The sequence below is a fragment of the Paenimyroides aestuarii genome, assembly GCF_024628805.1.
GTDB lineage: Bacteria > Bacteroidota > Bacteroidia > Flavobacteriales > Flavobacteriaceae > Flavobacterium > Flavobacterium aestuarii_A.
The window spans coordinates 1,079,820-1,103,732 of record NZ_CP102382.1 but is presented as its reverse complement, the minus strand read 5'-3'; the positions used below and the strand labels follow the sequence as shown (position 1 = coordinate 1,103,732).

The 23,913-nt window shown below is 35.5% G+C and carries 23 protein-coding genes; 7 read left to right on the top strand and 16 right to left on the bottom strand.

Going from position 1 to position 23,913, the window contains the following annotated elements:
* The first annotated feature begins 24 nt into the window (after window positions 1-24).
* From NPX36_RS05245 to NPX36_RS05215, 7 genes are all read left to right on the top strand, one after another.
* Window positions 25-726 (top strand): ABC transporter ATP-binding protein, encoded by a 702-nt coding sequence (locus NPX36_RS05245; RefSeq protein WP_257500363.1) that lies wholly within the window; start codon window positions 25-27, stop codon window positions 724-726.
* Window positions 719-1,966, top strand: coding sequence for an ABC transporter permease (locus NPX36_RS05240; protein ID WP_257500362.1), 1,248 nt, complete (start codon window positions 719-721; stop codon window positions 1,964-1,966). The genes NPX36_RS05245 and NPX36_RS05240 overlap by 8 nt, the downstream gene beginning before the upstream one ends.
* Before the next feature lie 2 nt (window positions 1,967-1,968).
* Window positions 1,969-3,237, top strand: coding sequence for an ABC transporter permease (locus NPX36_RS05235; protein WP_257500361.1), 1,269 nt, complete (start codon window positions 1,969-1,971; stop codon window positions 3,235-3,237).
* 4 nt (window positions 3,238-3,241) lie between these two features.
* On the top strand, window positions 3,242-3,616 hold the full coding sequence (locus tag NPX36_RS05230) for a DUF4260 domain-containing protein (RefSeq protein ID WP_257500360.1): 375 nt from the start codon (window positions 3,242-3,244) through the stop codon (window positions 3,614-3,616).
* Between the two features lie 36 nt (window positions 3,617-3,652).
* Window positions 3,653-4,750 carry an efflux RND transporter periplasmic adaptor subunit gene (locus NPX36_RS05225; protein ID WP_257500359.1) on the top strand — a complete coding sequence of 366 codons (1,098 nt, stop codon included), beginning with the start codon at window positions 3,653-3,655 and terminating at the stop codon, window positions 4,748-4,750.
* A gap of 73 nt (window positions 4,751-4,823) precedes the next feature.
* The gene (locus tag NPX36_RS05220; protein ID WP_257500358.1) at window positions 4,824-6,185 is read left to right on the top strand and encodes a TolC family protein; all 1,362 of its coding nucleotides are present in this window, start codon (window positions 4,824-4,826) and stop codon (window positions 6,183-6,185) included.
* Window positions 6,185-6,457, top strand: coding sequence for a super-infection exclusion protein B (locus NPX36_RS05215; protein WP_257500357.1), 273 nt, complete (start codon window positions 6,185-6,187; stop codon window positions 6,455-6,457). Before NPX36_RS05220 ends, NPX36_RS05215 begins: the two co-directional genes overlap by 1 nt.
* A gap of 90 nt (window positions 6,458-6,547) precedes the next feature.
* Here the strand turns inward: NPX36_RS05215 and NPX36_RS05210 are convergent, their stop codons facing one another.
* The 16 genes from NPX36_RS05210 to NPX36_RS05135 form a co-directional block, all read right to left on the bottom strand.
* Complete coding sequence (locus tag NPX36_RS05210) at window positions 6,548-6,925, bottom strand: hypothetical protein (RefSeq protein ID WP_257500356.1); 378 nt, start codon at window positions 6,923-6,925, stop codon at window positions 6,548-6,550.
* A 115-nt stretch (window positions 6,926-7,040) separates the two neighbouring features.
* The gene (locus NPX36_RS05205) at window positions 7,041-7,448 is read right to left on the bottom strand and encodes a hypothetical protein (RefSeq protein WP_257500355.1); all 408 of its coding nucleotides are present in this window, start codon (window positions 7,446-7,448) and stop codon (window positions 7,041-7,043) included.
* A 102-nt stretch (window positions 7,449-7,550) separates the two neighbouring features.
* Window positions 7,551-8,720, bottom strand: a complete 1,170-nt coding sequence (locus NPX36_RS05200) for a class I SAM-dependent rRNA methyltransferase (protein WP_257500354.1) — start codon at window positions 8,718-8,720, stop codon at window positions 7,551-7,553.
* Between the two features lie 96 nt (window positions 8,721-8,816).
* The gene (locus NPX36_RS05195; RefSeq protein WP_257500353.1) at window positions 8,817-10,076 is read right to left on the bottom strand and encodes an AI-2E family transporter; all 1,260 of its coding nucleotides are present in this window, start codon (window positions 10,074-10,076) and stop codon (window positions 8,817-8,819) included.
* A gap of 8 nt (window positions 10,077-10,084) precedes the next feature.
* Window positions 10,085-10,741, bottom strand: a complete 657-nt coding sequence (locus NPX36_RS05190) for a CoA transferase subunit B (RefSeq protein WP_257500352.1) — start codon at window positions 10,739-10,741, stop codon at window positions 10,085-10,087.
* A 2-nt stretch (window positions 10,742-10,743) separates the two neighbouring features.
* Entirely contained in the window at window positions 10,744-11,445 is a 702-nt protein-coding gene (locus tag NPX36_RS05185) for a CoA transferase subunit A (protein ID WP_257500351.1), read from the bottom strand.
* Window positions 11,446-11,682: 237 nt separating this feature from the next.
* On the bottom strand, window positions 11,683-12,774 hold the full coding sequence (locus tag NPX36_RS05180) for a glycosyltransferase (protein ID WP_257500350.1): 1,092 nt from the start codon (window positions 12,772-12,774) through the stop codon (window positions 11,683-11,685).
* The gene (locus NPX36_RS05175) at window positions 12,740-13,978 is read right to left on the bottom strand and encodes an O-antigen ligase family protein (protein ID WP_257500349.1); all 1,239 of its coding nucleotides are present in this window, start codon (window positions 13,976-13,978) and stop codon (window positions 12,740-12,742) included. The genes NPX36_RS05180 and NPX36_RS05175 overlap by 35 nt, the downstream gene beginning before the upstream one ends.
* Window positions 13,965-15,098, bottom strand: coding sequence for a glycosyltransferase family 4 protein (locus NPX36_RS05170; RefSeq protein WP_257500348.1), 1,134 nt, complete (start codon window positions 15,096-15,098; stop codon window positions 13,965-13,967). The genes NPX36_RS05175 and NPX36_RS05170 overlap by 14 nt, the downstream gene beginning before the upstream one ends.
* Window positions 15,079-16,395: a hypothetical protein gene (locus tag NPX36_RS05165; RefSeq protein WP_257500347.1), complete on the bottom strand. Its 1,317-nt coding sequence runs from the start codon at window positions 16,393-16,395 to the stop codon at window positions 15,079-15,081. The genes NPX36_RS05170 and NPX36_RS05165 overlap by 20 nt, the downstream gene beginning before the upstream one ends.
* A complete protein-coding gene (locus NPX36_RS05160) occupies window positions 16,382-17,317 on the bottom strand; it encodes a glycosyltransferase family 2 protein (RefSeq protein ID WP_257500346.1) in 936 nt (311 codons plus the stop codon). The genes NPX36_RS05165 and NPX36_RS05160 overlap by 14 nt, the downstream gene beginning before the upstream one ends.
* Window positions 17,317-18,519 carry a lipopolysaccharide biosynthesis protein gene (locus NPX36_RS05155; protein ID WP_257500345.1) on the bottom strand — a complete coding sequence of 401 codons (1,203 nt, stop codon included), beginning with the start codon at window positions 18,517-18,519 and terminating at the stop codon, window positions 17,317-17,319. Before NPX36_RS05155 ends, NPX36_RS05160 begins: the two co-directional genes overlap by 1 nt.
* 3 nt (window positions 18,520-18,522) lie before the next feature.
* Window positions 18,523-19,467 (bottom strand): hypothetical protein, encoded by a 945-nt coding sequence (locus NPX36_RS05150; RefSeq protein ID WP_257500344.1) that lies wholly within the window; start codon window positions 19,465-19,467, stop codon window positions 18,523-18,525.
* Window positions 19,468-19,470: 3 nt separating this feature from the next.
* Window positions 19,471-21,156 (bottom strand): DUF6909 family protein, encoded by a 1,686-nt coding sequence (locus tag NPX36_RS05145; protein ID WP_257500343.1) that lies wholly within the window; start codon window positions 21,154-21,156, stop codon window positions 19,471-19,473.
* Between the two features lie 323 nt (window positions 21,157-21,479).
* Window positions 21,480-22,196: a hypothetical protein gene (locus tag NPX36_RS05140; RefSeq protein ID WP_257500342.1), complete on the bottom strand. Its 717-nt coding sequence runs from the start codon at window positions 22,194-22,196 to the stop codon at window positions 21,480-21,482.
* A 156-nt stretch (window positions 22,197-22,352) separates the two neighbouring features.
* The gene (locus tag NPX36_RS05135) at window positions 22,353-23,843 is read right to left on the bottom strand and encodes a GH3 auxin-responsive promoter family protein (protein WP_257500341.1); all 1,491 of its coding nucleotides are present in this window, start codon (window positions 23,841-23,843) and stop codon (window positions 22,353-22,355) included.
* Between the last annotated feature and the right edge of the window lie 70 nt (window positions 23,844-23,913).

Genomic DNA, 23,913 nt, shown 5'->3' with positions numbered 1-23,913 from the left:
ACAACACTTAAAAACAGCAGTATCATGATAGAAATTAAAGAGCTTCACAAATCCTACCAAATGGGTAAAAACGCATTACATGTTCTGAAAGGAATCAATTTTAATGTAAAAGAAGGTGAATTTGTTTCTATTATGGGAAGTTCGGGTTCGGGTAAATCAACATTGTTGAATATCATCGGAATTTTAGATGAAGCCGATGAAGGCTCTTACATCTTAGACGGTGTGCCCATTAAAAACCTCAACGAAACCATTGCATCGCAATACCGCAATCAATTTTTAGGTTTTGTTTTTCAATCATTTAATTTAATTAATTACAAAACGGCATTGGATAATGTGGCTCTTCCTTTGTATTATCAAGGTATGGCTCGAAAAGAACGCATGGAGCGCTCTATGCATTATTTAGAAAAAGTGGGCTTGGCAAATTGGGCAAAACATTTACCCAATGAATTATCGGGCGGACAAAAACAACGTGTGGCAATTGCCCGTGCGTTGGCTTCCAACCCAAAAGTGTTGCTTGCAGATGAGCCAACAGGGGCTTTAGACACCAAAACATCGTATGAAGTTATGGATTTAATCCAACAAATAAACGATGAAGGAAAAACCGTTTTGGTGGTAACCCACGAACCCGATATTGCAGACATGACCAAGCGAATTGTTTTTTTAAAAGACGGGCAAATAGAATCTGATAAAATTGTTAACCAAGTAAGAGCATCGCAATATGTTTAGTATTGAACGCTGGCAAGAAATATTCGAAGGATTAGCTAAAAACAAGCTGCGAACGGTGCTTACGGGCGTTTCTGTGGCTTCGGGTATTTTTATCCTCGTAATTTTGTTGGGTGCCGGAAACGGTATTCAAAACGGCATTCAAAAACAGTTTGAACAAGATGCTGTAAACCGAATCAGCGTTTGGGCAGGTGTAACTCAAAAAGAATACAAAGGTTTGGGCGTGGGCAGAAATGTGCAGCTTCGCAATTCCGATTATGAATATACCACCCGTTTATTTAAGGATTATATCGATAGAAAATCGGCTGTTTTTTCGGTTTGGAATGGAAACATTGTGTATAAAGAAGAAACCGGAAACTATCGGGTGGAAGGGGTGCACCCCGATTATCAGTTTATCGAAAATGCATCAATTACAAAAGGGCGATTCATCAATCAAAACGATATTTCCAACTTTGAAAAAAATATCATCATTGGCCAAAAAGTGGCATCAGATCTTTTTAAAAAAGGAGAAAATCCTTTGGGGAAAGAGCTCAATGTTTCGGGAATGATTTATAAAGTTGTTGGTGTTTATACCGATCCGGGCGGCGAACGAGAAGAAAGCCGCGTGTTTATCCCTATTGCTACTGCCCAAAAAGCTTATAGTGCCGGCGACAGTATTCGCAGCATGGCATTTACACTTAGAAAAGGTGCCGATTTTGATAACGCTGTAGCAGAATCACAAGCTTTTACCAATGAACTTAGCACGTTTTTAAAAGCGCGCCACAATATAGCACCCGACGATGAAGGTGCATTGGTGATAAACAATTCGTTAGAACAAGCCAAAAACATTTACATTGTTACCGGCGGGGTGAAAGCCTTTTTCTGGTTTGTGGGTATTTGTACCATCATCGCAGGCGTGGTTGGTGTGGGCAATATCATGCTGATTATTGTGAAGGAACGAACAAAAGAAATCGGAATTAGAAAAGCCTTGGGAGCTTCGCCATTTTCTATCATAACCATGATTTTGCACGAAGCAGTTTTTATTACCGTTATTGCCGGTTTTTCTGGATTAATAGCAGGTTTGTTGGTTTGGGAATTCATTGGCCCGTATGTGGAAGCCGACTTTTTTACCCGCCCCGAAGTGGATTTTAACGTAGCTATAACCACATTGATCATATTAATTGTTGCCGGAGCTTTCGCAGGATTTGTTCCTGCGTATAAAGCTGCAAAAATTAGACCTATTGTTGCATTAAGAGGAGAATAAATATGTTTAACCGAGATAAATGGAATGAAATCATTGAGGCGCTTTCAGCCAACCCTTTTAGAACACTCATCACGGCGTTTGGTGTGTTTTGGGGTATTTTTATTTTGGTAATTCTGCTTTCTGCAAGTCAGGGTTTGCAAAATGGAATCAAAAGGCAAATGGGTGGTTTATCTACCAACACCATGTTTATGTGGACACAAGCTACATCAAAACCTTTTAAAGGCTTGCCGCAAGGCAGAAATTTCAACTTTAAAAACGGTGATGTGGATGCTATTAAAAGAAATATCAATGGGCTGTTATATGTTTCTCCCCGTAACCAGTTAGGAGGATTTAGAGGAAGCAACAACGTGGTTCGCGGCACTAAAACAGGTGCTTATAACGTGTATGGTGATTACCCAGAGTTTATTTTGCAACAACCAATGGACATTCTTAAAGGGCGATTTATTAATTATGGAGATATTGCAAACAAACGAAAAGTAACCGTGATTGGGGAAGGCGTTATTCGGGAATTATATGAACCGGGCGAAGAAGTTTTAGGCTCGTACATAAAAGTACAAGGTGTAAATTTTTTAGTAGTAGGAGTATATAAAAGCATTTCGAATATGGGAGGCGATGCAGAAGAAAGTCAAAAACAACTTTTTATGCCTTTTACTACCTTTCAGCAAGCGTTTAATTATGGCGATGTAGTGGGATGGATGGCAATTACTGCCGATGATCAAACACCTATTACCGATATTAAAGCTAATATTTTTGATTTGTTGAAAAACCGCCACACCATTGATCCGGCCGATGAAAGAGCCATTGGACATTTTGATTTGTATCAAGAATTTAAAAAGATAAATGGGTTGTTTTCCATTTTAACAGCGGTTTCATACATTGTAGGAATTTTTATATTGGGTTCGGGTATCATTGGTATTGTAAACATTATGCTGATTATTGTAAAAGAACGCACCCAAGAAATTGGCATCCGCAGAGCATTAGGTGCCACACCCGCTGTAATTATCAAGCAAATTCTTACCGAATCGGTAGTTTTATCGCTCATTGCTGGTATGGCAGGAATCATTTTTGCATCGGTGGTGCTGGCATTGATCAATTTTGGATTGGAACAAGCACCCAATAAAGACCAAATACCAATTGTAAACCCAAGCGTACATTTAGGCGTAGTGGTAATTGCATTATTAATACTTGTTTTTGCCGGACTTTTAGCAGGATTAATTCCCGCAATTACAGCCATTAAAGTAAAACCAATTGATGCCTTAAGAACAGAATAAATCTATGGATCAAGCAAAAATGAACAATATTTTAAAAGGAGAAGAGCTGGCGCAGTTTGCACTTTCCATCTTCTTGTTTAGCCAGCTAGAATTTTCTTGGTGGTTATTTCCTGCTTGCCTTTTATTGCCAGATATTTCCATGTTTGGTTATTTGATAAACCCGAGAACAGGCGCATTTGTTTATAATTTGTTTCACCATAAATTGATTGCGATTACACTATTGATAATAGGATTTTGGTTTAATCAGCCAGCAGTATCATTAGCAGGAATTGTCCTATTTGGACATTCGGCAATGGATCGGATGTTTGGTTACGGGCTAAAATTCGATGATCATTTTAAGCATACACATCTTGGTTGGATAGGTAGTAAAAATAATTAAACACATAAACGATAAACGATTAAATAAAAAATAGATATGAAAAAAGGTTGTACCATTTCCATTTTAGTTTTTTTAGCAATAGCTTTTGCAGGTGCATTATTTTGGTTGTATCAAAAAAATGCACAACCGCCAGTGGTGTACGAAACCGAAAAAGCCGAAATACGCTCTATATCTAAAAGTACAGTTGCCACCGGAAACATCAACCCAAAAGAAGAAGTGCTGATTAAACCAAACATATCCGGAATTATAGAAGAAGTATATGTAGAAGCTGGCGACTATATTAAAAATGGCGATTTAATTGCAAAAATTAAAGTGGTACCCAATGTATCAAGCTTAAACTCGGCAAACAATCAAATTCAAACAGCAAAAATCGATTTAGAAAATCAAAAAAGAATCTACGAGCGCCAAAAAACCTTGTTTAATAAAGGGGTTATTTCTGCCAATGATTTCGATACTGCCGAAACAGCTTATAAACAAGCCCAACAATCGTATAGCGCTACTGTTCAAAATGCAGAAATCATTCGAACAGGAACTACCAAAGGCATGAGCAATATCGCACAAACCTTAATTAGATCAACTGTTTCGGGTATGGTGCTTGATGTGCCTGTTAAAAAGGGAAATCAAGTAATTGAAGCAAACAATTTCAACGAAGGAACCACCATTGCAAGTTTGGCAGATGTGAGCAACATGATTTTTGAAGGAAAATTAGACGAATCGGAAGTAGGTAAAATCAAATTAGGGCTTCCACTAGAAATTACGGTGGGTGCCATTGAAAATAAAAAGTTTGATGCTGTTTTAGATTATATTGCTCCAAAAGGCGTGAATGAAAACGGGGCAATGCAGTTTCCCATAAAAGGTACTTTGGTTAATAAAGACACTACTTTTATTCGTTCTGGATTAAGTGCAAATGCTTCGATTATCCTATCAAAGGCAGATGATGTTTTGGCAATAAAAGAAGGTTTGGTGCAATACGACGAGAAAACCAAAAAATCATTTGTGGAAGTTATGGTTGCAGATCAAAAATTTGAACGTAGAAATGTAGAATTAGGAGTGAGCGATGGCATTTATGTGCAAATTAAGAAAGGAATCACCAAAAACGATAAAATAAAAGTCTGGAACCAGGTTAAAAAGTAGTTGAATCGTTGATTTGTTATATTAATTAATCGGTTAAACAAATCACAGTTAAACAACTAAACAATATTAAAGCATGAAAATACTATCAAAAATAATTATTGCAATTTGTGTATTTTGGACAGGAAATTCGTTTGCCCAAAAAAAATGGACGTTAGACGAATGTGTGAGGCACGCCATGGAAAACAACGTATCTATTAAACAAATTGAATTAGACAACCAGCTGGCAAATATTGATGAAAAAGATGCTTATGGAAGTTTTTTGCCCACCTTAAACGCCTCAGCATCTCATTCATGGAACATTGGTTTAAACACAAACATCACAACGGGTTTGCTAGAAAACCAAACTACCCAGTTTACGTCGGTTGGTGCCACAGCGGGCATTGATCTTTTTCGCGGATTGCAAAATCAAAACCGCTTTCGCAGATCAAAATTGGCAGTGATTTCCTCGCAATACCAACATTTAAAAATGGAAGAAGATGTGGCTTTAAATGTGGTAAATGCCTATTTGCAGATATTGTTTAACAAAGAAAACATTAAAGTTCAAAAGCAACAATTCAGTGCCGATAGTTTGCAATTGGTGCGTTCGCAAGCTTTGGTTGATGCTGGAATGATTCCCAGTGGCGATTTATATGATATGAAAGCAACCTTAGCCACCGGAAAACAGCGAATCATCCAAGCAGAATATGCGTTATTGGTTTCTAAAATGAGTTTGGCACAACTGCTACAAATGGAAGATTTTAAAGCGTTTGATATTGCCGATGTCGAATACGAATTTCAACCCAATTCTATTTTCTTTGAAACGCCCGAATCGATTTATCAACAGGCAAAACAAGAACGTACCGAACTAAAAATTGCCGAAAACAATGTGAAAATTGCCGAAAAAGATGTTGACATTGCCAAAGGTGCTCGCTTGCCTTCATTGGTTGGTTTCTATAGCTTTAGTTCGCGTGTTTCCTATGCCAATGTGCCCAATGGATTAGGCGGCGTGATGGCACCACCTCCATTTTTTGAACAATTAGATATGTTTAAAGGTCATAATTTTGGTCTGCAACTGAATATTCCAATTTTCAATGGATTTTCTGCACGAAACAATATAGAACGAACAAAAGTAAACTTAGAAAAATCGCGTTTGGCTTTAGAACAAACTGAATTAGACTTAGAGCGAAACATTTATACTGCTTATGCCGATGCAAAAGGTGCGTTAGAAACCTATCTAGCAACCCGAGAAATGCTTAAATCGCGCGAGGAAGCATTTCGCTATACAAAAGAACGCTACGAAAATGGTATGGCAACAGCTTTTGATTACAACCAATCGCAAACGCTTTTGGTGAACACACAATCTGATTTATTACGCACCAAATACGACTATTTATTCCGCACTCGTATATTAGAATTCTACTTTGGAATTCCAATCATACCAAATGAAACAGAATAATGAAGAATAAATTAGGAGCATTAACTTTGTTTTTTCTTTTGCTTCTTTTTAGTAATAAATCGTATGCTGAAGGTCAAAATGGAATCACACAAATAATGAATTTAGCTGATTTTCTTTTAGTTGTTGTTCAGCTTATAGTTTATACTTTTTTTGGTGGTATTCTTATACGTTTTATACTACATCATTTTAAAGCTAATATTCATAACAAAAGTTTAATAGCATTTTCTTTATCTTTTTTAATGGCTGCGTTGGTTCTGGCTATTTTAAATTAAGAAAAAAACCTACAAGGTCATGCAGACCTTGCAGGTTCTAATATCAAATTGCTAACAAACTACAACGGAATGTTTCCGTGTTTGCGGTCTTTATCTAATATACATTTCCAATCGATTAATAAAGTCTTGAAACGCCACAGCTTCTTCCTGCGGAACTCGTTTAGCTAACTCAACAGCTCTTTCTTGATAATCATTTAGCTTTGGTCCCAGTTTTTCTAGCGCTTGTGAATCATTATTTGCGGTTGCAGTGCGATAATCTTGTACAAAATTACTGTATTCTTTTGCAAATTGATCTGCTTCTACATACTGAAACGATGGTACATTTATTGGCTCATCCGTTGGTGGTTCTGGCACATTATTTACACTTTCTACCGGCGGATCAACCATTGGTTCTTGCACTTTATTCTCTTCTTTTTTACAAGCAGTAAAAACAGCTACTGCTAATAATGGATAAATTAACTTTTTCATGATTTTCCAATTTTTTATGATTTAATAAATGTACTAAAAAAATACATGCATTGAAAAAAAAAAAAGACACAGCGTTGAAGCCATGTCTTTTAAAATAATTTGTTTTGAGGGTATATTACATTCCTTTAGCTAATTGCTCGCTTAATTTAGTAACATACTCTTGCCATAATTTAACATCCTCAGCTGTTAATTTTCCAGCTAATTCAGCTTGTTTTTTACTCCACTCAGTAGCTTTCGCTTGTAATTCTGTGATTTTAGCTGCGTCTCCAGATTTAGCTGCATCCATTTGCTCTTTTATAAATGCAGTATATTCTTCTGCCATTTTTTGAGCTTCAGGAGAACTAAATTTAGGCACTTCTAAAGTTGTTTCAGTAGTAGTTGTTGTAGTTTGCGTTTCTGTTGCAGGATCTACAGTTGTTTCTGTTTCTGTTGTTGTTGTTTCTTCAACTGCAGCTTTTTTTTCATCACAAGATACTACTAACATAGCTGATGCGAACACTGCTGATAACACTAGTTTTTTCATATACGAAATTTTAATTGTTTAATCAAATGTAATTTTTTTTTTTGAAAAGCAGGTAGCTTTTTAATGCTATTTTTCAAGAAATATTCTAAAACCCTTTAAAAACTACTCTTCTACATACAAAACAAGTCCTTTGAGATAAGATCCTTCGGGGTGAAACATGTTTACAGGATGGTCTGGTCCTTGCGAAAGCTTGTGCAGAACTCGTACCTTTCTGCCCGACTCTATAGCAGCAGCAGCAACCGTATGGTAGAAAAGTACATCATCTATTACTTGCGAACATGAAAAGGTGAATAAGAAGCCTCCTTTAGCAATTGTTTTTAAACCTGCACTATTTAATCGTTTGTAAGCTTGTGTGGCGGTGTGTTTGCTTTTAATGTTTTTTGCAAATGCGGGCGGATCTAACACAATAACTTCATATTGGTGTTTGTTTTCTTTCAAGAATTCAAAAACATCTGATGCAATTGCTTGGTGGTTGCTCGCTGGAAAGTTTAATTCCATATTTTGTGCTGCCAGTTTCACAGCTTTTTCTGAAATATCTACCGATGTAACTAATTGTGCGCCTGCATGCATGGCATAAATAGAGAATCCGCCGGTATAACAAAAAGTGTTTAAAACTTTCTTACCTTTAGAATAACGTTGTAATAATTTTCTGTTTTCGCGTTGATCTAAAAAGAACCCCGTTTTTTGACCTTCTACCCAATTTACATGAAATTGTATGCTGTTTTCTTTGGCTATTGTTTGGTCGTTGGTTCCAAACAAATGAAAATCGGTTCCGGTTTGTGGCAATGTTTGCGCACTTTTGCAATAAATGGTTTCGCAAAAACCAGGAAAACACTTTTGAATGGCTTCAGAAATTTTTTGCATATTTAGATAAATTCCTGTGGAGTGTGCTTGTACCACGAAATTTTTATTGTAATAATCGATGATTAAACCCGGAATGCCATCGCCTTCGCCATGAATCAATCGAAAGGCGTTTGTTTGCTCTATATCTAGAAGTTTTAAGCGCAATTCCCAAGCTGCTTGGAAGCGAATTTGCCAAAAATCATCAGAAAAATACTCATCGGCAAACGTTAATATTCGAATTGCTATGCTGCCTTTATCGCTATAAAACCCTGTTGCTAAATGTTTACCATCGTAAGTGGTTACATCAACTGTTTGTCCGTCTTCCAATTCATCACTTACCCCAAAAACGGCTCCGCTAAAAACCCACGGATGCTTGCGCAAAACCGATTTTTCTTTTCCTTGTTTTAATATAACTTTTGCAAATTCCATTGAATTATTTTTTGCAAAAATACTAAATACATTGCTTGCTTGGGGACAATGTATATTTATTAAAGCAAAAAATCCCGGAATTTCCGAGATTTGTTTCTATTTTTCAGGTTCATTTGTTGCATCATTTTCAGAAGCTGCGTCACTGCCTTCTTCATGATTTTGCTGTTCGGTTTGCAATTCTTTCGGCAACTCACTATCTTTTGGTTTCTTTCGATAAAGGTATCTGTTGTAATATTTTTCAAACAGAGGTGTTGAAGCGTTGTCTTCGCCTAAAACAAATCCATAGGGGCGTAATCCTTCCACATTATCAAAAATAATTTTTAATATAGCCAAAATAGGAATCGCTAAAAACATACCCGCAATTCCCCAAATTGATTCGGCAATTACGATCCCAAATAAAACCACAAAAGAGTTTAGTGCTACTTTTGAACCGATTATTTTAGGTGTAATGATGTTTCCATCGATCGAATTCACCACAATTACCGCCACAATCACCCACAAAGCTTGAATGGGTTCGCCAGTTGCCAAGGTGACAATAGCTGCTAGGACTGTTGCTGTAAAAATCCCGATATAAGGTATCAAGTTCAAAACTCCACACAAAACGGCAAATAGCAAAGCATATTTAATACCAATAATACTGTAAGCAATAAACATGAGCGCCGACACGGCAAACACTTGTATCAACAACCCAAAAATGTATTGTTTAATGATTAATTGAATTTCGGTGACTACTTCTTTTACTTTTTTATTGTATTTGGGTGGAAAACTCCAGATTAAAAACTTCACCAAATGGCTTCGGTACAATAAAAAGAAGAAAATTGCCAAAAACACAAATGTGGAGGAAGCCAGCATTGATGTTACCGATGTTACTGCTGTGCCCACCACTCCTGATCCGCGTTTTAAAACTTCTTCGGCATTTTTTTCGATATAATTGATTTGTTCTTCTTCTGAAACTCCAAAGCGATCATATACAAACGTTTGTGCTTTATGAAACAAATCGGTAATTTGTTCTTGAAATTCTGGTAAATCTTCGGTGAATTGTGCCATTTGCGTGCCTATAAAATAGAACACGCCCAAAACTGCTAAGCTAAACAGTATAGGTGCTACTAACGAGGATACAATTCGTGGAAATTTTAATTTCCGCTCTTGAAAATTGGCCAAGGGCAATAGCAGCATAGATACCAAAAAACCAATTACCAAAGGCACCAAAACCGATTTTCCCAGAATGCAAATGTACACAATAGCGATTAAACTAAACAAAACACAAGCCAACCGAATTACAAAAGCAACTTTTTGTTTGGGTGGTTCGTTTGTATAGGCAAAATGGTCGTTTTCTTCGTGATTTTCTTTTTTCATAGCTTTTATTAAATAACCATTTCAGGAATTGTTCCTTCAATAATCAAGTTGGCTTCGGTTGCTTTCACGATATCTTCTACCGAAACACCCGGAGCACGCTCTAATAGTTTAAAACCGTTTGGTGTTACTTCTAAAACAGCCAATTCGGTTACAACTTTTTTCACACAACCAACACCTGTGAGTGGTAGTGTGCATTTTTTTAATATTTTTGATTCACCGGCTTTGTTCACGTGCATCATGGCTACGATGATGTTTTCTGCTGAAGCAACCAAATCCATAGCTCCGCCCATACCTTTTACCATTTTTCCGGGTATTTTCCAATTGGCAATATCTCCGTTTTCAGAAACTTCCATTGCTCCTAAAATGGTTAAATCTACATGTTGCGAGCGAATCATACCAAAACTTGTAGCTGAATCAAAAAAAACAGCTCCTGGCAAAGTAGTGATTGTTTGTTTACCTGCGTTGATGATGTCTGCGTCTTCTTCTCCTTCAAAAGGAAAAGGCCCCATGCCCAACACACCATTTTCTGATTGAAATTCTACATTCATGCCATCAGGAACATAATTTGCAACCAATGTGGGAATTCCGATTCCTAAATTCACGTAATATCCGTCTTGCAATTCTTTAGCAATTCGCTTTGCAATTCCAATTTTATCTAATGCCATAATTAATCTCTTTTGCGTACAGTTCGTTGTTCAATTCTTTTTTCGTAGTTCGCTCCTTGAAAAATGCGTTTTACATAAATCCCCGGAATGTGTATTTGGTTTGGATCCAATTCGCCAGCGGGTACTAATTCTTCCACTTCGGCAATGGTAATTTTGCCAGCACCTGCCATACAGGCATTGAAGTTACGGGCTGTGCCTCTGAAAATTAAATTGCCGGCTTCATCGCCTTTCCATGCTTTTACGATGGCAAAATCGGCTTGATAAGCTTCTTCCATTACATACATTTTTCCATTGAATTCACGTGTTTCTTTACCCTGAGCCACTTCTGTTCCGTAACCAGCTGGCGTAAAAAATGCGGGAATACCTGCTTGAGCAGCTCGGCATTTTTCAGCCAATGTGCCTTGAGGTGTGAGTTCAACGTCTAACTCGCCACTTAGCATTTGACGTTCAAATTCGGCATTTTCGCCTACGTATGATGCAATCATTTTTTTCACCTGACGTTTTTGCAACAGCAAGCCTAATCCAAAATCGTCAACACCTGCATTATTTGAAATACAAGTTAAACCTGTAACGTTCTTGCGAACCAGTTCAGCAATGGAATTTTCCGGGATTCCACTTAAGCCAAATCCACCAACCATAATGGTTTGATTATCTTGCACATCGTGTAACGCTTCTTGTGCATTTGCAACCTTTTTATTAATCATAATTTTTTAGATTGTTTGTGGTATAAAAATAGGGAAAAAGATGCCGTTTCGCAACAACTGAACATCTTTTTTGAAATTTTATTAATTGTTGGTTCTATTTCTATTTTAGAAGAAATTTTATTGGTTTGTTTATGACCGCAAAGAATGTTTCAAACATCTTCTAGATACTGAATCTTCTGAAATAAAAGCAATTTTCTTTTTCTTGAATCTGTCGTTTAATCTGTAAAGCAAAATCATTTAGTACTGCTTATTACTGGTGTGCTTCTCTACGAATGTAATAATTTGTTTTTCAAATTGTTGTGCAGAAAATTGTTGTGCATGTTCATGTATGGCTTGGTAGTTCCAATTTTTTGCTTCGAATATTGCAATGCATGCGTTTAAAGCTTGTGCACTTTGCTCTTTAAAAAACAACCCGGTTTGATGGTTGATTACTGTTTCTGTAATCCCGCCTTTTTCATAGCAAATAACTGGCGTGCCGCAGGAGTTGGCTTCAATGGCTGCAATGCCAAATCCTTCTACACCCATTTGTATGAGTGCTTTGGCATTTTGCAAATAGTATGATAAAACGGCTGCGTTTTGAAATCCCAAAAATTCTATCTGTGAAGAAACAGCTTTACTTTTTAAATGATTCAACTGATCGCCATCGCCAATTACGATTAGCTTTTTTCCATTTGTATTGAATGCTTCAATCACTAAGTCAAAGCGTTTTATCGTTGCTATTCTGCCTGCAATCACGTAAAAATCTTGCTTAATAGTTTTAAGAGGAAAAGCACTTAGGTTTACGGGCGGGTAAATTACCGTGGCTTTGCGTTGATAATTTAGCTGAACCCAATTTTGCACAAATTTAGAATTGCAAATAATAAAATCGGGGTTTTGCGCTTGTTTAAAGTCCCATTTTCTAAATAGGGGTAAGAGCCATTTTATTAAAGGATAGGCTTTTTTAAAATACAAAGGTGCATCTTGCCAAATATAATTAGAATTAGGAGCCTGAAAATAGCTGATATGAATTTGCTTTTTATTGGTTTTTTGAACACCTTTTGCTACGGAATGTGAGCTGGAAATAATTAAATCTACATCATTTGAAATCATTATTTTCTTTATTCCGAAAAAAAAGAAAGGGTAAGAGAAGCGAAATTTTTTGCCTAAAACCTGCAAGAAGGTAGTTCTTATTTTTTGCTGTTTTGGAAACATTTGTTTTAATGCATCTGCTTGCATTACATTTACTAATGCATGTATTTCATAGAAATGCAACGCTTGTTCTAATGCTTGAATTACTTTTTCGGCACCTCCATATTTATCTAACCAATCTACTACTAATGCTTTTTTCAAGAGTATTTATTTTATAGATTACAAAAATAGTATTTAATAAGGAAATAAATACAACGCCTATTTGTCGGTCTAAAATATTCTCGGTTAAAAAACTTATGGCTACAATTAGCAAAAAAGTTTGATACATAACCGAAGAATTGGGGTAAAAATAGAGCAACATCCAAACGAATAAGATCAATCCTAGAATTCCGAATTTAAGCATTTGGTCAAAATACTGATTGTGGGTATTGTAGGTAACTTTTTTAAAATCTTCATAGGATGTGTACGAAAAACCATCATAGCATTTGTTTAATTGTTCTTGCACCTTATCTGCACCAACACCCAACAGCCAATTACTTGCGATTAAATGCGTGGCACAATGCCAAATTCCGTATCTGTAATTTACCTCATGGGGCTTTTGCTTATGATTTGGCAGTATCCATTCTTTTTCAACCACTTTTATATAGCGCTCTTTTATGGGAGAAAACCAGAACAAAGCCCATGCAACCAAGGGTAAAATCATCAAAATACTCCACTTTACTCGTGCTTTTTTTATGGATTTAAAAAGGGTGAACAACAAGCCCAATATATAACAAACTAATGCCATTCGTGCTGAATAGATATAAACCGAAAATAACAAAAAACTCACTCCAAAAAGGTTTAAAACGCTTATTTTTTTTGCATCAACCATTTTATGAGTAAGCCACAAAGCCGCAAAAACAGTTAGTAACCCTAAATATGGTAAATGCAAAGTTGTTGCTTCCTGAAACATATTTCTAAAAATAGGGTGGTAAAAATCGTTTTGTTCCCAAGCTTTGTTCCAGCCAAAATTAAACAATTGAACCCATCCTAAACCATTCAAAATAAAAACCGACAGGCTATAAAGCAGTCCAAAAGTCTGTATAAACTTTTTAGTAATAAGTTGCTTATTTACAAGAAAACCCAAAGGAAAGATTAGAAAAGGTAAACTTTTTATGATTGATTTGCTAAGTTCTTTAAAATCAGTAGTAAATGGGATGTATAAAAAATACATTATACAGAAAAAAGAAAGAATAATAAAGGTGGATGTGTGTAGCTTTAAAAATGTAAACGTGTTGTTTTTCCATGCATTAGCCATTGCCAAAACAAACCAAATGATCATTAACAAAGAAAAATGATTCAGTTTAAGCAAAGGAAACAGTCCCAAGGCGCAAGTACATGCATAAAAAATTTTAGCTAAACGCATCTAATTCATTTTTTAAAATATGAAGATAGTTTGTTTCTTTTAAATAAGCTTGTGCACAAAGTGTTTTGTTTAAAGCTTGTTCGGGGTTTTGAAGTACGCTTATGATTTGTTGCTTAAACGCGGCGGCTGTTTCTGCATGAAAAAACATTTTATCTGTTAAACCAATACCCTCTGCACCAATGGATGTACTTACCAGTGGAATTCCGTTTACCAACGCGTTTACCGATTTTACCTTTACGCCGCTGCCATGAAACATTGGGTTTACAAATACATTCGCTTTTTGGTAATACTCTTTTAAACAAGGTGTATTCACAATAAACGATACGTTTGCCAAGTTACTGTATTTTCTGTGCACTTCTTGATGATTTTCTTTTAATGAACCAACGATATAAAAATGATAATCGGGTAGTGCATTTTGCAATAATGGATGTACGTTTTTTAAAAACCAATCCAATCCAAAAATATTATTTTGCATAAAAAGCGATCCCATAAAAACCACATTGTTTCCTGTCTTTTTAGTTGGAAGTATGAAGTTTTCATTGATAGGAAACGGCATAAACGTACTTTTTTGGAGTAAATTTACTTGTGTTAAATCGTCTTTTGAAATAAACCACAGTTTATTTACTTTACTAAAAACCAAATTGGACAGTTGCTTTATTTTCGATGCTTCGATTTTGTAATAACATTTTTCTTTAAGGCTACTTGCGCTTTCCCCAAGTACCTTAAAATAATGATGCTCGATATTATGAACTCGAACCACACTGTTTTTATATGATACAGACCGATTCACTAAAAATGGCCAGCAAAATTCGCTCTCTAAGATAATTAAATCGTATGATTGATGAACTTGAATATTTTTTAATGCCTTACGACTAAGCATTTGCAAGGGTTGGTTGCTGAATAGTTGGTACAGTTTATTTTGCCTGCGCGCAAAAAAGAATCGTTTGGTGTACAATGCCATTTCATCTATTTGCTCTTTTGTAGGGTTGATCTTGTCGGTGGCAATTAAATCAACTTCATGCCCCAATGCGTGCAACCCTTTTATTCGCTCCCAAATATCAATAGCTCCTCCAAAAATGGGCGGGTAAGGTATAAATCCACTAACTACTGCTATCTTCATTTTTGTTTGAATTGTATTTGTACTCAAAAACATTGGTCAATGCCAAAAAAATCCATACATCATATTTCACGTGATAAGTGATATAAATTACACCGGCCATAATGGTGAATGCTAATGGAATCTTTAAAAAGTAAAAATCAATGTTTTTAATTTTATTCAGGTTAAAATAACGCTTTATAAAGAATTGGTAAAAGAAAATTAAGAAAAATATTCCTCCGTACATCAATTCATCAAAAAAAGCAGTCTTGGTTGATAGCGCTTTTGTAGTTGATAAATAACCGCGAACTTCTTGTAAATTAAATTCATCAACTATACTCGATTCTAAAATGTATTCTAAAACCTGCGGAAAATAGGTAACAAAACCACTCCACCCTACTCCAATCGGGCATAGCACAAATACCAACAACGAAGCCGTTATTGAGGAAAAACGGGTGCCGAAAGTACCACTTGTTGTAATTTGCTCTACAATAATTTCCCGCAGAACAAAGCCTAAGAACCCGCCTACTGCAACGGTGATTATTAAAGTTACGATAAAAATATTTCGCAAATATTTATTGCGTTTTAAATAGGCCAATGTTAATGGAAGTACAGAAATTAACACTAAAAGCAGAAATCCTTTGGATTGACTTACGAATGCATAAGAAAAAAACAAAAAAGCACTTTGAAAATAAACCAACCAGCGCCAAACCCCTTTTATTTTTAAATAGTGAATTAAAAAAACGGGTAAAAACATAAAAATTACCAGAATGGTTCCTGTCCAGCTTTCTTCGGGAGTTAATAACCGCACGCGCCAATATTTTTCAGGCAATGTATGAAACAGCGGAAAAAAGGGTTTTGGATTACCTAGGTAATAGATTTCTAAAGCAATAAACGCCACCAAAAAAAGTTGTGTGAGATAAACCGCAGAAAATAAATTATTTAACGAATGAAAGTTATTGCTTAAGTACGAATAAAAAAACTGATAAGTAATGAGTATTACAATAGGATAAACACTCATTTTCAATGTTTTTAGGATAATATTTTCTTCTAAAATAACAAATGTTTCATAATGAATGTAAGTAACTGCTATAAAAACAACCGATATAAGGAAGCAATAGAGCAAAAACTTGATAAAGGCTTCTACATATTTGCTTACAATAATATGTTTGTTTGAAAGGATATAAGCAAGCATAAAAGGCGATAGCAACACAATGGGCGATCTACCAATTTCGCCCACATAGTTGTATAAAGGGAAATCTTGGTAAATAGCTGCAAAAAACACTATTAAATATATAATTACTTGCTTATTTAAGGTCATTTATGGTTATTTTTAATAAAGCATTCGCTAATTTAAACTTTCCTTTTCGCAATCGATTCAAAATAAGTAAAATACTTGAAAAATAAAATCGCATATTTAACCGATAGTGGTTTGCCACAAATTTCTTTCTGCTTTTAAACAATTCTATTTCAGAAAAATAGCTCTTTTCATTCTTGTATGATGATCCAATAGAAGCACCTTCTTTATGATATACCACGCTTTCTTCACACCAATCAGCAATGAAGCCGAATTTTTTGGCGCTCTTCACCCAATCCAATTCTTCGTAGTATAAAAAATATGTTTCGTTTAGCAATCCCACTTTTTCAATAAACAAACGGCTCACAAAGATTGCTGCCCCAATGGGATAATCAATCTTTGGCAATGATTTTTTCTGTGTATTTTTTGGTAAACCTTCCCCAACATGCTCACTGATATAATAGCGCTCATTGAATTTTCCGCCTACCGCCTGAATGGTATCCGGCTGGTTAAAATACAATAATTTTGAACCTAAGATAGCGGTGGGATGTGTTTTATGATAATTGAGCAATGCTTCTAAACTATTTGGTGTTACAACAGTGTCATTGTTTAAAATCCAAAGATAGGCACAATTTGTCTGCTGCAAACTAAACCTAATCCCCATGTTATTCCCCGCAGCAAAACCCTGATTTTTTTTACTTTTTATAAGGATTAATTCTTCGTTTTGATACGTACTTTGGTTTTCATCAATAAAAGAGATGCTGCGCAAATTGTTTTCGAAAGCAAATTGTTGCAATAATTCAAAGTTGTTCATTGTTTCGGAATTATCCACAACAACAATTTTAAAACTGCTGGCTGTTTGTAGCTGCAATAATGAATGGATACATGCTATAGTATCTGAAGCACCGTTGTAATTTAGCAAAACAATATATACTTCTTCTTTCATTATTTTAAATATTTTGATCCTCTAGCAAACAAACACAATGTAATAAAAAGCTCTACTATATAAAGCGCTGCAAATGATCCACTTAAATTAAAAAAATAAGTCAACAAACTGACTGAAAACAATGTTAATAAAAGTCCGCCTATTGATATGAATGCGATGCTTTTATTTTGTGAATTATAAATCAACGCTTGATAAAAGGGGATGTTTAATGCAATAATTACAGGCAAAAAAAGTAAAAATCTACTTAAATGCAACCCTTTTTGTACGTTCTCTGGCACATTGAAATATTGGGTTACATAAGGCATTGCGATAAAAATAAAAAAAGCTGATAGTGTTAATAAAAATACATTTAGAAAAAGCATTTTACTAACATAAGTCTTTGCTGCTTTCAAGTTTTGTTGAGCTTCAAAGCAAAATCTTGGAAAAGTAACATTAAAAAAAACTCCCAAGTAGCTGCGGTAAGCGGTTAGAAACAAATCAATCACTTTGTAAATACCCGAAGCGGTATTTCCTAAAAGGGCATCAATAATAAATATTGGTGCTTGTGTGTACGCCGTAATGCTAAAGTTCGACAGTACAATTGCTTTATTCTGGTTCACAAACAGCCATACGCGTTTAATATTTGTGATTGTTTTCGGTATTCTAAAATAAAAAAAAGCATAAAACAAAGCGTTGCAAAAACCCAATAAGCCAACAATGTATATGTAATGCTGTGGTTGCTTTATAAATAAATAAACCACCCCTATGTAAATGATTTTTGTGGCTATGGTGATAAAGTTGATTATTTTAAAATTTTCATTTGCCTGATACACCCACAAAGGATTAAAATACCAAGCCAGCATCCATGTTAATCCCCAATAAAAAGCGGTATCTGCTTTAAATAACAGAAAACATATTATTAACAAAAGAGTTATAAAAACAGTGCAATACAGTCTAAATGTATAATTTAAACCAATATATCTTTTTTTATAATGGTATTTCAATCGATGCGCACTCAACTCTTTTACGCCAACTAAATTAGCACCAAACTCAATCAAAATACCAATTAGGATGTATAAAGAAGTTGCAACCCCAATGACACCCCATTTAGCAATTCCAAAAATCGGAATCACATAAAAGCCAACTAAAAACGGTGCCAGCAAACTTATAATTTGACTCGCACCATAGGTAAAAAGATTTTGTATTGATTTGGTTTTATTCAAAAATCAGGCTTTAAAACTTTTAATTTTTGAATTAAAATAAGCAATTAAAATATAACAAACCACAAACAAAAATGGCAGTGTTATAAAATACGGCAAAAACGGACGAACGGGAATGTTCATCATTTTTGTTGCCAGATACACTACTTGCTCTTGTTCAATCAGTTGCACATCCACAGCGTTTAATTGCTTTAGCAATGCTTCTTTTGCTGTTAACATATCTGCCAATTCAGGATATGCATTCATTGTTATATCATTCACTTTATTTTCACTACCTAAACGTTCAAACAATCCATTTACTTGTTCAATAGACCTTGAGATTTCGGTGCGTTTTGCTAACGTATTTGCTTTTTCAATATTTTTTCTTTGATTAAAATAGGTATCGCTATTCAAATCTTCCAGAACTTTATCAATTGTTAAATCGGTATTTCCTAAACCATCGGTATAAACCGTTAATACATGGTATTTATAATTTTTAGAAGCCAATTTACTTTTAGAGTACTTCTCCATGTCAATTGCGCGGTCGCTTAACACTTTAAAAGCTTCAAAATGAACCGGGTCTGTTAAAATGTAGTTATATGCATCGTAGATAGGCTCTATTTTAAGATCATATACCTCATTGCCAGCATTCAACGAAATAAGTTCTTTATTTAATTTTAAGCGGTCATAATCTTTAATCTTTTGGTTTAGGTAGTCAATACTTCCAAAATTAGGAACCACTATCAATTCATGTCGCAATCTGCTTGATTTGGATGCGTTCATATAAATACCTAACCCCACTCCCACAGCAATAAGCACTAAAAAAACGTACCATCTTTTCTTAACAAAACGCAGTAAGCGGTAAATGCTATATAGCATTTTATTGTAGAAATTACCCGCTCTGTTTGCCATATATTTTACATCTACCTCTTGTTCTTCAAAAGATGCGTCTTTATTAGCTTGTTGATTCATATATTAACAATTAAAAATTTGTTCTAATATTTTTAGGGTTATCAAGTATGTTGGTTTAACACCCGATGCGCCTAATCCGCCCGATGCCAAGGTGCTGCCTGTTTCCAACGGATTATCAGAAGCATAATACGCATAACGTACCTTTACATTTGGGTGGATGCTTTTTCGTATTTTTGATGCCGATTGTATGGCTTTTTGATAATGTGCTCCTTCCATTTCCAAACCAATCACGCGCCATGTGGAATCGTGAAAAAACTTTAATAAATCTTTGTTTTGCAACGATGTTCCCAAAACGGTAATCATTGATCCTCCGAAAACTGGAATATCGTTTCCTTCAAACATTTCTACGGTCAATTCGTTTTCAAACGGGTAATTATCGCCTGTTCCTTCGTTGATATGCGCTGTAGGAATCATAATATCGCCTTTATCGCCTACCAAAATTCCGGCTTTGCCCATTATAGAAACCGATTCCACGTTCAAATGTACATCTTTTTGAAAAGGTTTCAGTAATTCGTCTATGGTTTCATAAGCTTGCTCGCCAAATGCATAATCCATTACAATCAAAACGGGCTTTTCATCATTGCTTTCCGGAACCTTATATTTTTGAAACGCTGTTTGTTCAAACTTTATTTTAGCGGTATCAAAAATCTGCACGTCTATGTTGGTTCCCGAAGTGTCTGGTAAAAAAAGCATTCCTTGATTCGTGGCACGTTCGGCTACTAAAGCGCGCAAATCACTGTTTCCTTTCTTACTTAATTCTTCAAAAATTTCGTTTTGGTTTTTACCTTTCAACTTTTGTTGCAGCACATTTTCGGCAAAAATCGAATTCATTACACTGTGCATATTCGCGCTAATGATGTGCAACGGACGGTTTAATAACTGTAAACGTTGCAATTCGGTTTTTATTTTGGTTGCCCAAATTTCTCCGTAAATATGATGCCCCAAACGCTCTCGCAAAATTGGGCTAAAAGTAATGGTTCTTTTGTTGTTATCCAACACTTCTTCCAAAGCAATTTTCCCTAACCAATAAATTACGTGTAAAAACCGATCCGGATTTTCATCGGTGGCAAATGCATCATAAATAGCGTTTATTTCGGCAAAAGTTCTTCCTAAAATTATAGAGGTATGCGAAATGGCAATTTCGCGTTCGTTGCGCTCTAATGGCTCGGCTTTTAGCACAGCCTCTTGTAGTTTTAACCAATCGCGCGAAACATTGTCGTCATCGTCTATTAAAATACGGTCTTTAATTTTGTGCGATTCCACAAACATAAAGGTAAGGTGCGTTAACACATCATAAATATCCGATCGTCCACGGGTGATTTCGATATTCATCTGTTCGTAGTCGATCCGGTAGCAATTTCGGCGGCGTTTTGGCGGCACAATGGCTTTAAAGTGCGATTGTGAATAGCCTTCGTCTGATGTGAGGTTGATGTATCTACACTCTTCAATTCCCACAGGTAAACGCTCTATTACATAAAGCAAACCGTTTAGTTCTACTTTTTCATCGGCGATTGATCCATAAATTTCCGGACGTAAAAGCAATAAAGCCTCGCGCAAGGTTTCGCCCGAAACACCCATTGGCTTATAAAAACCGCGGTTAAACAAATGGCGCATGGTGATGTACAAACGCTCTACCGCTGCCGATGATTCTTGTGCCCGTGTTCTTGTTATGTATTTTATTTCTGTCATTTTTTTGTTTCAGGTTTAAAGTTCAATGTTTATAGTTTCTTATAAAATTGAGTTTATTTTAATTGTGAGCTTGATGCTTATTAATCTTAGAATTTGTAATAGCATCTATCTCTTCCTTCTCAATATATATATAATGAGAATTACCATAATAACCAATGAAGCTATAATCGAAATGTAATTCCAATCATATCCTATAAATTCAATTTTCTCGTTCATTCAATCACAAAAAATATTCGATAGCTTTTAACCGTTCAATTTTTTTAGAATTAATTCCACAATATACATTTCTACAATATACATTACTACAATCATACAACAACATTCTAATTTGATAAAATCAACCCAATTGCCGGATCTACTATTTCTTTTGGTGCATTTGGATTTCTTGGCTGAAAATGATCGTTTGGAAACCATTCGCCGTGCATGTATCGAAACGAAGCCGTTTTTTCTACTTTATTGTTCATCACATCGGGCTGGTAACGAAAATCTTCAAACAATTGGTCGCCTTTTACAAAATTTGCTGCTCTAAATTGATTATTTTCGGTCATTAACCATTCTACTGCAACAAAAATACCATTTTTTGGAATTTTAATATTGTGTTTTAAAACGTTGATTAAATTTTTCTTGGTGCCGCGTTTCACCTCAGCAATTATGGGCGCTACCAACAGGTCATCGCTTGGGCAACCGTATTCATTCATTCGTAAAAATCGAATTTTGATGGTGGCTGCCGCAACGGCACTTTTGGTATAAACAATTACTTTATCAATATATTGAACCGATTTTATTTCGGCATTGTTTTCAAAAAACCGACCATACATATAAGGAACGTTGCCTGGCGTGAAATACATGTTTTCATAATGTGCATTGCCAATGGTGTGATGAAACGATTTTTCGGGCAAAACCAGCAATGCAGGTTGTGGAATTTCGTAAGCTTCTAATATTACATTTGTGGTTTTTGATGCTTCTTCTTTAAAAATTGCATGTCCCGAAGCATTGAAAATCAACGTGTCTGTTGCCAATGCCGTTGGAATATAGAACATGCCCAACGAATCGGTTGTAGCGCCGTCGCTTCCATCTAAAACTCAAATGTTTGTCAGTGGCAACGGTTTGTTTTCGGTGTTCACCACCTTGCCGCTGATTTGTGCAAACACACACATTGGAGTTATTAATAAAAGAAACAGCAACTTTTTCATACGCTATTTTAGTTTGTGAATAAAATCGGCAATTTTACGGTCGTTTGCCAAACGCGGCAATTTGTTTTGTCCGCCCAATTTTCCTTCTGATTTCATGTATTCGTTGAAACCTCCATTTGGAACTTTGGTAATTACTAAAGTACGCAAAATACTACCAACAATTAAATCGTCGTAATAAACATTTTGTTTTCTTAACGCAGCATCGATCTTTAAAGCGAAATCCTCTAAATTGCTTGGCTCTTTTTCAAATTCAACCAACCATTCGTGATAAGGCAATCCGCTTTCGGGGTTAATTTGAGGCGCAACGGTAAATTCGGTAACAGTGGCATCGCTTTCGTTTAAAGCTTGCTGCATTGCTTCCTCTACTTCTTTGCCAATTACGTGTTCGCCAAAAGCCGAAATGTAATGTTTTATGCGTCCCGTGACCACAATTCTATACGGTTTTAAATTTGTAAACATCACCGTATCGCCAATATTATAGGCCCACAAACCGGCATTTGTACTAATAATGATTACATAATTAACGTTTAATTCCACTTCGCCTATTGTGTATCGTTTGGGATTTTCGGTATAAAATTCGTCGGCTTTGATAAACTCATAAAAAATACCTGCGTTTAAAAGCAACAACATTCCTTTTGCTTTTTGCGAATCTTGATAGGCAAAAAAACCTTCGGATGCCGGATACAGTTCAATACTATCTACTTTTCTGCCTATTAATTGTTCGAATTTTTTGCGATATGGTTCATAGTTCACGCCACCATAAATAAACAAGTTGAAATTTTTAAACAAATCGCCTACTTTTTTATTTGAAACCTGAATCAATCGATCAAAATACATCTGCACCCAAGAAGGAATTCCCGAAATAACTGTCATGTTTTGATTTTTGGTTTCTTGAACAATCGCATCCACCTTTGTTTCCCAATCATCGATACAATTTGTTTCCCAACTTGGCAAGCGGTTTTTTTGAAGATATTTTGGAACGTAATGCGCGGCAATACCTGACAATCGTCCGACTTTCACTCCGTTTTTCTCCGTCATTTCAGGACTTCCTTGCAAAAAAATCATTTTTCCATCAACAAAAGCGGCTTTTTTGGTTTCTTGGATATAAAATAAAATGGCGTTTCGAGCCGCTTCGATATGATAAGGCATGGATTCTTTAGTAATAGGGATATATTTTGCACCGGATGTGGTACCCGATGTTTTTGCAAAATAAAGCGGTTTGCCCTTCCATAGAACGTTTTTTTCACCGGCAACTACTTTATCCACATACGGTTTTAAGGCTTCGTAATCGCGTACTGGAACATATTTCGCAAAATCTTCGTACGATTTTATGGCATAAAACAAATGGTCTTTTCCAAACTGTGTGTGTTTTGCTTGCTGAATGAGTGAATGAAAAATTTTCTGCTGGGTTTCAACAGGTTTTATCATCCATTTTTGCTGTTGCATAACAACAATGTTGGCGAATATCTTGGCAAAAAATGATTTTAAAGACATGGTTTGTTTTTTTTATTACAAAAATCGCATTTACTGCTTGAATAAAACAATAAACTGTGCAAAAAAAGTT

Coding starts and splice junctions, on each gene's coding strand:
- NPX36_RS05245 (WP_257500363.1), top strand. CDS start 25: ATGATAGAAATTAAAGAGCTTCACAAATCCTACCAAATGGGTAAAAAC.
- NPX36_RS05240 (WP_257500362.1), top strand. CDS start 719: ATGTTTAGTATTGAACGCTGGCAAGAAATATTCGAAGGATTAGCTAAA.
- NPX36_RS05235 (WP_257500361.1), top strand. CDS start 1,969: ATGTTTAACCGAGATAAATGGAATGAAATCATTGAGGCGCTTTCAGCC.
- NPX36_RS05230 (WP_257500360.1), top strand. CDS start 3,242: ATGGATCAAGCAAAAATGAACAATATTTTAAAAGGAGAAGAGCTGGCG.
- NPX36_RS05225 (WP_257500359.1), top strand. CDS start 3,653: ATGAAAAAAGGTTGTACCATTTCCATTTTAGTTTTTTTAGCAATAGCT.
- NPX36_RS05220 (WP_257500358.1), top strand. CDS start 4,824: ATGAAAATACTATCAAAAATAATTATTGCAATTTGTGTATTTTGGACA.
- NPX36_RS05215 (WP_257500357.1), top strand. CDS start 6,185: ATGAAGAATAAATTAGGAGCATTAACTTTGTTTTTTCTTTTGCTTCTT.
- NPX36_RS05210 (WP_257500356.1), bottom strand. CDS start 6,925: ATGAAAAAGTTAATTTATCCATTATTAGCAGTAGCTGTTTTTACTGCT.
- NPX36_RS05205 (WP_257500355.1), bottom strand. CDS start 7,448: ATGAAAAAACTAGTGTTATCAGCAGTGTTCGCATCAGCTATGTTAGTA.
- NPX36_RS05200 (WP_257500354.1), bottom strand. CDS start 8,720: ATGGAATTTGCAAAAGTTATATTAAAACAAGGAAAAGAAAAATCGGTT.
- NPX36_RS05195 (WP_257500353.1), bottom strand. CDS start 10,076: ATGAAAAAAGAAAATCACGAAGAAAACGACCATTTTGCCTATACAAAC.
- NPX36_RS05190 (WP_257500352.1), bottom strand. CDS start 10,741: ATGGCATTAGATAAAATTGGAATTGCAAAGCGAATTGCTAAAGAATTG.
- NPX36_RS05185 (WP_257500351.1), bottom strand. CDS start 11,445: ATGATTAATAAAAAGGTTGCAAATGCACAAGAAGCGTTACACGATGTG.
- NPX36_RS05175 (WP_257500349.1), bottom strand. CDS start 13,978: ATGCGTTTAGCTAAAATTTTTTATGCATGTACTTGCGCCTTGGGACTG.
- NPX36_RS05170 (WP_257500348.1), bottom strand. CDS start 15,098: ATGAAGATAGCAGTAGTTAGTGGATTTATACCTTACCCGCCCATTTTT.
- NPX36_RS05165 (WP_257500347.1), bottom strand. CDS start 16,395: ATGACCTTAAATAAGCAAGTAATTATATATTTAATAGTGTTTTTTGCA.
- NPX36_RS05160 (WP_257500346.1), bottom strand. CDS start 17,317: ATGAAAGAAGAAGTATATATTGTTTTGCTAAATTACAACGGTGCTTCA.
- NPX36_RS05150 (WP_257500344.1), bottom strand. CDS start 19,467: ATGAATCAACAAGCTAATAAAGACGCATCTTTTGAAGAACAAGAGGTA.
- NPX36_RS05145 (WP_257500343.1), bottom strand. CDS start 21,156: ATGACAGAAATAAAATACATAACAAGAACACGGGCACAAGAATCATCG.
- NPX36_RS05140 (WP_257500342.1), bottom strand. CDS start 22,196: ATGTTCTATATTCCAACGGCATTGGCAACAGACACGTTGATTTTCAAT.
- NPX36_RS05135 (WP_257500341.1), bottom strand. CDS start 23,843: ATGTCTTTAAAATCATTTTTTGCCAAGATATTCGCCAACATTGTTGTT.